The sequence below is a fragment of the Vibrio sp. Vb1980 genome (assembly GCF_033338615.1).
Lineage (GTDB): Bacteria > Pseudomonadota > Gammaproteobacteria > Enterobacterales > Vibrionaceae > Vibrio > Vibrio alginolyticus.
Map to the genome: position 1 here is coordinate 138,091 of NZ_JAWOSZ010000002.1, position 11,770 is coordinate 149,860.

Annotated in this window: 13 protein-coding genes and 1 tRNA gene; all 14 read left to right on the plus strand. The window is 41.3% G+C overall.

Annotated elements, in window-relative coordinates; genetic code table 11:
• Window positions 1–89 precede the first annotated feature (89 nt).
• Window positions 90–177: transfer RNA gene (locus R7F64_RS03855), tRNA-Ser, on the plus strand.
• A 323-nt stretch (window positions 178–500) separates the two neighbouring features.
• Entirely contained in the window at window positions 501–1,727 is a 1,227-nt protein-coding gene (locus tag R7F64_RS03860) for an integrase domain-containing protein (protein ID WP_262639485.1), read from the plus strand.
• 110 nt (window positions 1,728–1,837) lie between these two features.
• Window positions 1,838–2,668, plus strand: coding sequence for a hypothetical protein (locus R7F64_RS03865; RefSeq protein WP_318071470.1), 831 nt, complete (start codon window positions 1,838–1,840; stop codon window positions 2,666–2,668).
• A gap of 108 nt (window positions 2,669–2,776) precedes the next feature.
• Window positions 2,777–3,004 (plus strand): helix-turn-helix transcriptional regulator, encoded by a 228-nt coding sequence (locus R7F64_RS03870; RefSeq protein WP_262639487.1) that lies wholly within the window; start codon window positions 2,777–2,779, stop codon window positions 3,002–3,004.
• Complete coding sequence (locus tag R7F64_RS03875; RefSeq protein ID WP_262639488.1) at window positions 3,004–3,375, plus strand: hypothetical protein; 372 nt, start codon at window positions 3,004–3,006, stop codon at window positions 3,373–3,375. Before R7F64_RS03870 ends, R7F64_RS03875 begins: the two co-directional genes overlap by 1 nt.
• Window positions 3,372–4,184, plus strand: coding sequence for a phage regulatory protein/antirepressor Ant (locus tag R7F64_RS03880; RefSeq protein ID WP_318071471.1), 813 nt, complete (start codon window positions 3,372–3,374; stop codon window positions 4,182–4,184). The genes R7F64_RS03875 and R7F64_RS03880 overlap by 4 nt, the downstream gene beginning before the upstream one ends.
• An 82-nt stretch (window positions 4,185–4,266) precedes the next feature.
• Window positions 4,267–4,473 (plus strand): hypothetical protein, encoded by a 207-nt coding sequence (locus R7F64_RS03885; protein WP_318071472.1) that lies wholly within the window; start codon window positions 4,267–4,269, stop codon window positions 4,471–4,473.
• Between the two features lie 137 nt (window positions 4,474–4,610).
• Window positions 4,611–4,841, plus strand: a complete 231-nt coding sequence (locus R7F64_RS03890) for a hypothetical protein (protein ID WP_318071473.1) — start codon at window positions 4,611–4,613, stop codon at window positions 4,839–4,841.
• Window positions 4,834–5,256, plus strand: a complete 423-nt coding sequence (locus R7F64_RS03895) for a hypothetical protein (RefSeq protein WP_262639492.1) — start codon at window positions 4,834–4,836, stop codon at window positions 5,254–5,256. The genes R7F64_RS03890 and R7F64_RS03895 overlap by 8 nt, the downstream gene beginning before the upstream one ends.
• A gap of 830 nt (window positions 5,257–6,086) precedes the next feature.
• Window positions 6,087–7,727, plus strand: coding sequence for a hypothetical protein (locus R7F64_RS03900; protein WP_318071474.1), 1,641 nt, complete (start codon window positions 6,087–6,089; stop codon window positions 7,725–7,727).
• A gap of 614 nt (window positions 7,728–8,341) precedes the next feature.
• Window positions 8,342–9,235: a hypothetical protein gene (locus R7F64_RS03905; RefSeq protein ID WP_301575040.1), complete on the plus strand. Its 894-nt coding sequence runs from the start codon at window positions 8,342–8,344 to the stop codon at window positions 9,233–9,235.
• A 414-nt stretch (window positions 9,236–9,649) separates the two neighbouring features.
• Entirely contained in the window at window positions 9,650–9,790 is a 141-nt protein-coding gene (locus R7F64_RS24500; protein WP_412034460.1) for a BRO family protein, read from the plus strand.
• Window positions 9,791–10,215: 425 nt separating this feature from the next.
• The gene (locus R7F64_RS03910) at window positions 10,216–11,289 is read left to right on the plus strand and encodes a helix-turn-helix domain-containing protein (protein ID WP_262639495.1); all 1,074 of its coding nucleotides are present in this window, start codon (window positions 10,216–10,218) and stop codon (window positions 11,287–11,289) included.
• Window positions 11,270–11,758: a DUF3368 domain-containing protein gene (locus R7F64_RS03915; RefSeq protein WP_262639496.1), complete on the plus strand. Its 489-nt coding sequence runs from the start codon at window positions 11,270–11,272 to the stop codon at window positions 11,756–11,758. Before R7F64_RS03910 ends, R7F64_RS03915 begins: the two co-directional genes overlap by 20 nt.
• Window positions 11,759–11,770 lie beyond the last annotated feature (12 nt).

Genomic DNA, 11,770 nt, shown 5'->3' on the forward strand with positions numbered 1-11,770 from the left:
GCTTTTTTTTATGTTTAGCCTTGACCATCAGGCACATAATCATTAAATTAGCGCCTCGTTAGCCAATGATGCTAACCAAAATTTGATTCGGTGAGTTGTCCGAGTGGCTGAAGGAGCACGCCTGGAAAGTGTGTATACGGCAACGTATCGAGAGTTCGAATCTCTCACTCACCGCCACATTCATGTAAAGAGACGTCCAAGGGCGTCTTTTTTCATTTCTGATATTCTTAAAAATCAATAAGTTAGTGTCCATTCCTGTCTATTCGTGTTAATTCCAAACCATTTTTTTCTGTAATGCCAAAAGTAATGCCTCTATAATATATGGAAAATCGGCATTACTTTTGGGAAAGAAATCAGCATTACTTAAGAGTGAAGAAACAGGCTTAGAGTTGGCTTCTGAATTTTGTAACTCGTTGATATCTATCAAGGCTGCAAAAAAGCATTACTCGAAAATCGAGGAGCAGTATTGAGCCCAATAAAGCATTACTTTTGGGGGGAATATGGCCAAGTTGACAGCAAAAGAAGTCTCTAGCGCAAAATCCAAAGATAAGCCTTATCGTCTTGGAGATGGTGGCGGGTTGTTCCTATACGTTCGTAAGAGCGGGGCTAAGTCTTGGGAATGTCGCTATGTTAAACCAGCTACAGGTAAACCGACTTACACCGGTATTGGTTCCTATCCAGATACATCATTGGCTGAGGCTAGGTTAAAAGCAACTGAAGTTAGAAAGCTGGTGGCTGATGGTATTGATCCTCAACTTGTTAAAGCTGAACAAAAAGCGAGAGCCACCAGCGAACAGAACAGTACATTTAAAGCTGTGGCTGTTTTATGGATGGATACCAAGCGAAACCGAATCAAAGAAAAGACGATTGAGGGAAACTGGCGCAAACTTGAGTTATACGCTTTCCCAGAAATTGGCTCTATTCCAGTATCAATGCTTACCGCTCCTATGGCTATCGCAGCGCTCAAACCTGTGGAGAAGAAAGGGCAGCTAGAAACGGTGAAGAGGACAGCACAGCTTATCAATGAGGTTATGACCTATGCTGTTAACGCTGGTCTCATCCACGCTAATCCACTTACTGGCATCAAAGAAGTATTTCGTAAGCCAAAAGTTCAGCATATGTTGGCATTAAAGCCTGATGAATTGCCTGAACTAATTCAAGAAGTCGCTAAAGCTAATATGGCGATAACAACGAAGTGTTTGATTGAATGGCAACTTCACACAATGACACGTCCGAACGAGGCCGCAGGAGCAAAATGGTCAGAAATCGATATTGATAACGCAGTTTGGACCATTCCTGCTGAACGCATGAAGATGAACAAAGAGCACCAGATACCACTCACAACTCAAACACTCGCCATCCTTGAAGCTGTTAGGCCGATAAGCGGTCATCGAGAGTTTGTGTTCCCGTCTATACGCGACCCTAAGAAACCTACAGATGCAGAGAGCATCAATAAAGCTCTGAGTCGAATTGGTTTTAAAGGTAGAACAACCGCCCACGGTTTGCGCTCCCTTGCATCGACGACTCTAAATGAACAGAGTTTTAATGCTGATGTGATAGAGGCAGCACTTGCGCACACCGATAAGAACGCGATTCGTAAAGCGTATAACCGTACGAGTTACTTCGAGCAGCGTAAACCACTAATGCAATGGTGGAGTGATCATATAGAACAGGCTAGCTATGGCTCATTATCTGTAACTGGGTTGCGTCAGTTCAAGGTTGTCTGAGTACATAACATTTTTTGAATATATGTTGTTCAGCGTGCTACTAGATACCGTAACTCTATCTGCTGACAACACTTTGATACTAGAGATCACATTAAAGAGGTTGTGATTTTATGACAGATTTTACTAAGAATTTAATAAGATCTTTGAAGTACTGTTCAATAAGTCGGGCTGCAAAAATTTTGCAGTGTGAAAAGGAAGATATAGAACATTACCTAAACCTAGGCACGATAAATTGCTGTATTGAAATGAATGGCGAATTTTGTCACTCAAAAGTGATTTTTGGTAGCAACGTCTCGGATAACAAAAAAGCAGAACTCTTAGAAAAAGCATGTGCGGATATAGGTACTGAATTATCGTTTGCGGATATATTTGATACTGATGTTACTAGTCGTTACGGTTCGGTGAGTGCTCATTTAGGAGGTATCTGGAAGCTTAGTTATTTAGCCGATGCTGAAGGTGCACTATTAAAAGCGGTAACTATAGAGTCGGACGTAAACTTGGTTAAATCAACAAGTTGGGATAGTGATACAGTGTTTTTTTGGGGCTTCCATCTCGAAAAAGTAAATAAAGGTAATTTACGAATATTAAGTAGTGATTTGCTTGAATTGTATTATTTGCTGTATGTAGATATAACCGAATCTAATAATTTAAATAATAACAGTGTGTTACGCGATAACATGGCTGTTGTTGAGGCTAGGCCTGAAAAAAAAGACAAGACTCATGGAAATGCGGTTAATAATGCTATTAAAAGGCAGGAAATATTAGAGTTTGCTATCTTCGTTAAACATAAATGGCCGGAGCAATGCGAGGATTGCACTAAATGGGCTAACACAATTGACCAAAAGGCAGGGCTTAGATGGAAAGACACTGGATCTCCACCGCTAGCCAACTCGACTATTATTGATATGTTAAGAAATTCCCTAAGAGATCCCAAAGACTAGGGAGTAAATTTAGTCCCCCGTGAGTAAAATTTACTGCCCAATATTCAGATATACGATTTTGTAATATCTCCCTTGTCCAAAGATGCAAATATACGACAAGGGGAAACCATGACACAAATTGAAACCAATAACGCCTTAAGTATCGATCCTATTTTACGCTTTCCTGAGGTTTTAGCCTTAACTGGTGCGCGTTCTCGCCAAACAATCTACAACTGGATGGAAAGAGGCTCTTTCCCCCAGGCCATTAAAATTGGTCCTAACTCTATTGGCTGGCTCAAGTCAGAATGTGATGTATGGAAAGAGAAGCTTGTCAATAATCGTGAGGTCGCCAGCTAATGGATACCAACGAGAACGGCAGCAAGCGAGTATTAATCCTTGTCCATCCAACACCTAGCGCTGGTGGATATTCAAGACCAGCTAAATCATTCCTAAGTGACCAAAGCGCTCTAGATTACGCCCTAGAGGGTGATGCACTTCTCTATGTGTTCGAAGACGGAACAACCTATCCAACAACAATGGGACCTAAGTCTGGTGTTTACTGGGGTAGCTGTGTAGCTAAGGCTTATCTGTATTCGGATTGGGTGCCAGAAAAGTCAGATATTCTAGATATGTGCTTTCACGAAGATAAAGAAGCAAGCATTGGGTTTGTTAATGCGCTGGGGGATTACGTTATTGAATGTCGAGCAGAAAAGGTGGCGGGGCTATGAAGAAAGAAAACGCCCACCAAGGGGCGCAATCCGTTTCAGTTTCCGGCAACGAGTATAGCACTATCCAACCGATAGCCAATACTGGTGAGCCTATTGCTATGAGTAGCGTTGAAATTGCAGAGCTTACGGGTAAGCGTCACGACCATGTAATACGGGATGCTGAATTAATGTTGAGCGAACTTGAATTAGACGCCCCCAAATTTGGGGCGGTCTATCAAGGCGGTAATGGACAGGCCCGTAAGTGCTACTACCTACCAAAAGACCTCGCCTTGACTTTAGTCTCTGGTTACAACATTAAACTACGCCACCCCATTGTCAAAAGACTAGATGAACTGGAAAGAGCATCGAAGCCGCAATTGCCCCGCACAAGAACGGAGGCTATTGATATGATACTAGAGCAAAGCCGGATGTTGGACCACCAGCAAGCCTATATCGAAGAAACCAAAGATGATGTTGAATTTGCTCGAGCCGTGAGTTCGTCTAAGTCTGGCGTGAATCTTGACGTGTTTGCTAAGTCGGTAGGCATAGGGCGCAATAAGCTGTTTGCATGGTTGCGTGAAGAAAAGATCTTAATGTCTGACCCTATCCCGAAATACAGCAAGAATCACAACATGCCATACCAGCACTTTATTGATGCTGGATACTTCACTATCAAACGTCGTGTGTTCAACACGTCCCACGGTAGAGAGAGAAGCTTTACTTCTCTTATCACTGGCAAAGGTGAGGTATGGCTTGCTAAGAAGCTGATCAATGCCGGATTAATTGAAAGCACAGCGACTAACCACCCATCGTTACCCCACCAGCAATAGGACTAAATTTGATGAAAATACAGTATATGTGGGTTAGCCGCAGGGGGAAGGCTTGCCAAGAGAGCGCTAAGGAGATTGAAGTATGACTCTACATGAAATAGAAGAACAGTCGTTGGCTTTAGATCGGGCTCGTAGTGTAATTGACTGTGCCTACGATGCTTTATGCCTTAATTCGGAAGGGGTAATGGATGACTTGTGCTGGACATTAAACGGCCTGTACGAATACTTAGTGGTTATTGATTCTCCTTCTGCTCAGCAACTAGCTAGCCTTGCTCATATAGTTTCATAGAACATAAGCTCAGGTATGGAGTTTAAACAAAATACACTACTTAACATCCTAACTTTCATGTTGAATGTTGCTCAAAAGTCTCTAGAGAAACCTGAAAGGCAGCCAACGCTCCTCCACCAGCGATAGGAGCACATTTGATGGCGAATACAGCATTGAAACTGAACTCTCTAATTAATCATGAATACTCTGTGTCATTGACAATTGAAGAGTTGGCGGGCCAAACGTGTATGCCTGCAACCGAGATAGAGGCGGCAATCAAAGCTCTCGAGGATAGAAATATTGTAACCGTGGTGAAGCTCCCCTTGTCGGAACCTAGCTACATTAATGATATTAAGAGTATTAAAAGTCAGGGAATGCGAAATGGCTAAAGAGCGCAAAAACAAGGGGCGGTTTGCTGGCATTCCCTTGTTTGTTATGGAGTCTAGCGCCTATGTGACATTGCCACCTTTGGCTAAGTGTTTGTTGTATGAACTTGCCGCACAGTACAACGGGAAAAACAACGGCTATTTGAGTCTGGCTAGGGCTGATTTAAAGGCTAGAGGCTACCCTTCTACAAATTCAAATACCAAGGCAATAAACATATTAATTCAAGCTGGGCTTATCACGCAGACCCGCAACGGTGGCGTGGCTAAAGGTAGGCGAATTTGTAATCTGTTTGCTTTGAACTGGCAGCCAATAGACGAAAGGATTGATAAGTCTCTTGAGAGCGGTTTCCCGTTCAATGGTAGTTTTCAAGTGTGGCTAACAGATATGAGTAGACAGGTTAAAATCCTAGCTCGCTAAAAATCAGGCGTATTGATTTAATACACGGTAGCCCTATTTACGGTATTGATTTAATACATGGTAGATCTCCAACGGTATTGATTTGATACACGGAAGAAAAAAGTTAGCTTAACTAGAAGCCCCGTCTCGTATAGGTTTGGGGCTTTTCTTATGGAAATTGTTAAATATATGTACCGTGTATCGATTTAATACACCTTTATATATAACCATATCTATAAAATAAAAATTATGGCTTACGTATGCGCGCGGGTCATTTTCGGCTTAAACGATTTTTTCAATTTGGTAGGTAAATTACCATACATCCGATCTAAGGCAAAATCGAAGAGATTAAATGAGCAATTGGCAAGTACATGAAAGACAGCCATAAGTATCGGAAGTCAATATAGCTTGAACGGAAATGAGCCACTTTAACGCTATCACAAAACGATGTGAAGACTAACGCTTGATTGGTTTTATACTAATTTCATTTTATATTTCATTTTATGTTGACGCTAAATAGTCGAGTAAAAAACAAAAAAGTTTGATCACAACAACTACAATCAGTTTCTAAAAAGGTTTTGGACAAAATAAGTTTCGCGTTTCAATTCAACTAAGCTGAATCGAATTAGTTTTTGTATTGGGAAGTTCAATTTTGTCCAGTTGCTAGAGCAGATAACACTGAAATTATCAGACAACCTTGAGGCGGCTCAAGCAGCGATTGAAGAGTTTCAATCCACGCGTCTGCGGGAGACGCGGCATAACGTGGATAATAAAGTGCACATCATTTGGAATGATTCGGGAAGCTGTGATAATTCTTATAAATTTAGTGTTAAAGAATAGTGATCAAGTCTATGGCGAAAATAAATACATGCAATTTGGTTGATTTTCTTTGGGTTGATGACGCCGTTTTAGATGATCAAGATAGTCACGAAAAGTTCAGAAGAGCATATGAAGAAAGTGAGAAAATTACGGTAAATTATAGACAGTCATTATTTCGAAATGGTGGTGCCTATCCCAAATCGGATGCTCTAAACAAATTGCTCTACAACAAGGAGCAGGCAGGGGTGTTAGAGGTGATGCTTGGATTAACATCAGGTCCAAACACAGGATTGATGTTTGATGACCTTAAATGGATAAAACCGGACTATTCAACCGCCTCAGATGAAATCATTTTGAACCTGTCTAATGACAATAAATATACCTTTATTCCGGAAGATTATTTTTTTGTAAATCCTCATTTATCAAACCAAGAAAGGCATCAAGGTTATCTCGATTATGTAAAAAATCAGGCTTCGAACATTATATGTAGCATAGGTGGTATGAAGTCGGACGGCATCAATAAACAGACATTCCCTACGTCTAGTGAAATTCGTCAGGTGACAGAGTTTGATCGCTCCTGCACTATAATAATAATCAACCCTACTTACTTAGTTGTCCCGAAATCGATAGAAAATTTACCCGAGAGAGATAAAATACTGGTGGAGGTTAGAGCGAAAAACGGGCATCAATTTGGATTTTTATGTAAACCCTCTATTGTATACGCCTATGAACAGCCAAGTTCTGAACTGGTTGGAAAATATATTCGTTTCAGAAAATACTGGTTTGCCTATACGGAAAATCTCATTAGAGAGCGAAAAGAGTCTAACCACAGTCGTAACTGGCAGTATCAGTTGTCCGATGTGTTTCCAGATGAAGATAGTTTGCTCCAATATCTGGAGTGGGTGAGGCAGGTGCTTTCCTATTATGAACACCAGAACACGCATTCGTTACCCGCAGTTTTATCTTACGCACTCAGTACAAAATTGAGTGCGCGGTATCCTGATGTACCGAGTGCGATCGATTTTTTTAATAGTCTAGTGCGTCAAGACAACGCTGAAGTTCGTGTTGACAAAGGGTATACCGTATACAAAAGACATCAGCCCTTTATCGACATGTTGATTAATGGCATCCGAGAACTCCGTGGACGACCATACGATTATTACAGCAAATCTAATAGTCTGTTTCTCAATGAGGACCAAATTACTGCAAACTTGAACAACCTGCTCAAGGTGCCTGAAGGTGTTGTAACGGAACTTCAGGTTACAGATGGAAAGAGTTTTATTGATTTGCTGTTGCGGTCCAAGGAGCCTGTTGCTGAGCTGGCGGTTGAGGCTAAAATTGCCTATAAAAATGGAAAGTTGTGCACTTCAAAGGAGGAAATACCGAAAGCGTTGTTTGTGCAGGCCCCTGCATACGCTGAGCGATTTAATTGTGATGCCTGTGTTGTTTTCTATATACTTAACGGTGATTTATTGACCGTTACAAATCGCGTTTGTGAGATTGTAAAAAGTAAGTCCGGTTGGTCAATTTCTCCAAGGCTGGCCGAGAAGGCACCGAAACACTATGTATTAAGGAAAAAAAGTTGGGTAGAGAACGTAGATTTATTGATCGACGTCCTGTTTGTGTGTCTGCCTAGCCAATCAAATACTCAAAAATCACGTTCAGATAAGTGAGAAATGCAATCGTTAAAGGCAGGTACGGTTTTCCGATTATCTTTGCCTTTACGTTCGTCTCGAAAATCAAATCAAGGTTGCATTTCAGTTGTTATATCGTCACGCCAACTGATTGCCGAAGACGACAGCATTGGTTAGTTTAGCCACCGACCAATAGTTGACCTATCATGTCCAAATAATCCGTAATCGTGCACAACAGCCTGCCAATCAGATAAAAATTAATCTATCAAGCACTTGACAAGCTATCGCCTAAAGTGATTCAAGCTCTTTAAGCTTGAAGATGAGTACGCCTCTTTGTAACCGTTGAGCTGCGGCATCATTCCCAACCATTTGCTTTGCAGTGATAAACAAATAGGTATATTGGTTTTATATTAAGCGTATTAGATTTATTAAGTCAAAATGAGGTTTTGTAGGACAGTGGCAGTCAGCTACTCTGGCACGTTATGGGGGACTTCTGAGTTACGAAGTGCCAACTGTGAAGGTCCTGGAAAATTCCGAGTTACGAAGTATGTGGCAATCTGAAGTTTAGGGTTACATTTTTGTTTATATCTTGCTCTCTGAATAGATACAAATCGGGTACGAACTATTTGATTATTAGAAAAAGATATAGTTAAATGTTCATCATAACTTTGATTAATAAGGGTATTTTTTTGAATTTCTCCATAAACACCAAGCTCACAGTGGTGGGATGTGCATGTGTTATTTCACTCTTCTCCTCACCTCTTTATTCCATGAGCCAGAAAAATACTTTGACTCCCTCTGAGGCTATAAGTTTACTCCAAGCAACGAATGAACACTCACCTAGGTTTATTGAACTTCTATTTGTGTCCGTTAACGAAAAATTCGAACACGAGAACCCAGAACTAAAAAGAGCTGTCACTTCCCAACAAAATAGACTAGCTGCACCAATGAATAGGAATGCATCTGCGTCTGCGCTACCTTATCAAGTAGACTCCGAAATAAAGCGAGATGTTTGCGTAATTACTTTCGATAAATCAAAAGCAATGGATGATCTAGATTTTGATATGACGCTACGTCATGAGTTGGGACATTGTTATCAAAACTACCTTATTGACAGAAAAAGCGACTATGGAAAGTTAGTTGGGATCGAAAACCCTACGCTTTTAAGTACTAACAGTAATAATTTTCGCTCAGAATGGAACAAGTACAATCAAGAAGCTTTTGCAGAGTTAACAACCGCTACTTTAGAGTACAAAAAATATCGAAACTTTAAGTGGTTGGACTCTCGGTTAAATGATTATCAGTACAAATACAATCTCCCTGTGTACTCTTTCGCAGAACCGTTGCTAAAAGAATATAAAGGATTTGTTAAGTCCAAAATAGCAGTTTCGCCGACGTATTTCGACGACACTAGCACGTTTGAAGCGATCGAGGATGTATACAATGATTACTTTTTACACCATGCATTAAGTGAGCTTGATTTTGAGAAGCAGTGCGCAGATAGAAAAACAGAAATGGCCGATAAAGCTTTGGTGAAGTGTAATTAGCCACATACTAAGTTTATATAAATACCAAATTACACTCACCCCAATTCAGCATATAAAGCGCCTTAGGGCGTTTTTTGTGACCATAGTAACTTAAATTCAAGATTTAGATCTGACGATCTTGCTTTCGATTAGCACAAATGAGGTCAGGTCTTGACTTTCACCTCACTCAGTAGCTTTCATTACGCAATTATGACCTTAGAACAAGAGCGTTTCTATCTACACTGGCACACAATGGGGCATAAGTAATTTACGAAACAAGCTGTTCCGTTGTGATCACCAAGCGATTCTGTCGTACAAACAAGCTGTTTCGTTGCGTCGTTCTTCACATACCTCTGATAAGCAAAGTGGCATAGAGAAAGTGGCAAATTCTTATTGTCTTCCGGCAATAAGAAACCAGTTCGTGCTCTGCTTGGAGTGTACCGAATCGGTACAGTTGAATTAAATCAACAACTTATGCTTATTAATGAGGCTAATCTTTACAGTTTGGTGATGACAAGTTACACACCCAAAGCGGCCTTAGTTCAGAACTGGTTGGCGAGGCACTTTCACCTGTAGCATAGGATTAGAGACCTAGCTGAGTGTGTCCGGTTTGGTACAGTTGAATTAAATCAAAAACTTAAGCCATATAAGCTTACTGCGAGACCACCGAAAAGGAAGGAAAGTGAACACTGAATGAACGATCAGAAAAGTACAGCTAAACCTAGAAGTACCCAGGGATTAGCGCCTTTTTAATGTCAGGGAAATCAGCTAAAAATTGAGAAACAATCAAAGGTGAACATCAGGTGTTACTTGATACATAAAACATCACCTAATCTTGCTTTGCTCTGATAAGACAGCGTCCATATACAGGTGCAATAAGACCCAACTTCAACCAATGTGACTTCTGCGCTATGAAACTGATAGAAAAGTGTACCAACAAGGTTTATACTTTTCTTTATTTTACCATTTTTATAAACCAATCCGTTGCTTGAGAGGATACCATGTTTGCAGAACGCCTAGAACGAGCCCGCAAGGCTGCCGGGCTATCAATGAGTGCATTAGCTAACGAAGTTGGTCTGTCAGCTAACGCCATTAAAAAGTACGAACATGGTACAACTATGCCCTCTTCTTCAAACTTGCTTAAGCTTGCGAAAGCGCTAGATGTACGCACTGAATACTTCTTTCGACCGACCAAGGTGAAGTTAGAAGGTGTTGAGTACCGCAAGCGTGCTAACACCCCAAAGAAAGTACTAGATCGAATCAATGGCGACGTCTTAGATCAAGCGGAGCGTTGGCAAGAGCTTTTAGAGCTTTATCCAGATTCCGTGAAACCTATCCCTGATTTCGAGCTACCTGATGACCTTCCTGTGCAAATCACTCGCTTGGAGCAAGCCGAAGACTTAGCGGTTCAAATGCGCCACGCATGGGATCTTGGTTTAAATCCAATCCACGATATGATCGATACCCTCGAATCTAAAGGAGTGATGATCATTACCACTGATGTGGAAACGGATAAAAAGTTTGATGGTCTTGCGGGGAAAATCGGGAACACGCCTGTAGTGGTTATCTCTACGGCTCAAAGCGGTGATCGTCAGCGCTTTACCTTGGCTCATGAACTAGGTCATCTGGTTGTGCATGGGCGCTTGGCTGAAGGTCTTGATGAAGAGAAGGTTTGTAATACGTTTGCTGGTGCGTTTCTCCTCCCTGCTCAAACACTTATTGAACACTTGGGCGAAAAACGCCGTCACATCGAACCACGTGAATTATTTATGCTTAAGCATGAATATGGTATTAGCATGTTGGCAGCACTGTTTCGTGCTGGGCAATGTGGGATTATTACGCCAGCGACTCAGAAAAACTTGTTTATGCTGTTTAGTAAAAATGGATGGCGCACTCAAGAGCCTGGAAAGGCATACCCTCATGAATCGACATATCTACACAAGCAACTGGTTTACCGTGCTTTAGGTGAGGAGTACATAGGGGAATCAAAAGCCGCTGAGTTACTTGGCATGTCTGTCTCTAGCTTTCATAAAGAACGAAAGTTGGAGGTGTTGAGTGCAGCAACTTTTAATTAGTGACGCCAATATCCTCATTGACATGGAAGAAGGCGGCCTGTTGGAAGTAATGTTTCAATTACCTTTTGATTTCGCAACGCCAGATATTCTTTTTTTCGAAGAGCTGGAGGAAGAACATGCCCACTTACCCGATTTAGGGTTAGCGTTAAAAGAGGTGTCTTCAGAATCAATGATGTATGCCATGCAGCTAACAGGCACCTATACCCAAGCAAGTAGAAACGATTGCTTTGCCCTTGCTTTAGCTAAGCAAGAGCAGTGCCCTTTGCTAACGGGAGATATGGCACTTAGAAAAGCAGCTGAGAAAGAAGCTGCCATTGTCAAAGGCACAATTTGGCTAGTAAGCCAGCTGGTAGTACATCAGAAAATTAACACAGAACAAGCGAGAGAGGCCTACAGGCAGATGCAAGACAGTGGTAGGCGTTTACCATGGACTATCGCAGAAAAAGCTTTAGTTGAACTAGAGCATTGAGGGAGTAGTTAT

What these genes read in the sequence shown, in the direction of transcription:
- R7F64_RS03860 (WP_262639485.1), top strand. Translation starts at nt 501, where the DNA reads ATGGCCAAGTTGACAGCAAAAGAAGTCTCTAGCGCAAAATCCAAAGAT.
- R7F64_RS03865 (WP_318071470.1), top strand. Translation starts at nt 1,838, where the DNA reads ATGACAGATTTTACTAAGAATTTAATAAGATCTTTGAAGTACTGTTCA.
- R7F64_RS03870 (WP_262639487.1), top strand. Translation starts at nt 2,777, where the DNA reads ATGACACAAATTGAAACCAATAACGCCTTAAGTATCGATCCTATTTTA.
- R7F64_RS03875 (WP_262639488.1), top strand. Translation starts at nt 3,004, where the DNA reads ATGGATACCAACGAGAACGGCAGCAAGCGAGTATTAATCCTTGTCCAT.
- R7F64_RS03880 (WP_318071471.1), top strand. Translation starts at nt 3,372, where the DNA reads ATGAAGAAAGAAAACGCCCACCAAGGGGCGCAATCCGTTTCAGTTTCC.
- R7F64_RS03885 (WP_318071472.1), top strand. Translation starts at nt 4,267, where the DNA reads ATGACTCTACATGAAATAGAAGAACAGTCGTTGGCTTTAGATCGGGCT.
- R7F64_RS03890 (WP_318071473.1), top strand. Translation starts at nt 4,611, where the DNA reads ATGGCGAATACAGCATTGAAACTGAACTCTCTAATTAATCATGAATAC.
- R7F64_RS03895 (WP_262639492.1), top strand. Translation starts at nt 4,834, where the DNA reads ATGGCTAAAGAGCGCAAAAACAAGGGGCGGTTTGCTGGCATTCCCTTG.
- R7F64_RS03900 (WP_318071474.1), top strand. Translation starts at nt 6,087, where the DNA reads ATGGCGAAAATAAATACATGCAATTTGGTTGATTTTCTTTGGGTTGAT.
- R7F64_RS03905 (WP_301575040.1), top strand. Translation starts at nt 8,342, where the DNA reads ATGTTCATCATAACTTTGATTAATAAGGGTATTTTTTTGAATTTCTCC.
- R7F64_RS03910 (WP_262639495.1), top strand. Translation starts at nt 10,216, where the DNA reads ATGTTTGCAGAACGCCTAGAACGAGCCCGCAAGGCTGCCGGGCTATCA.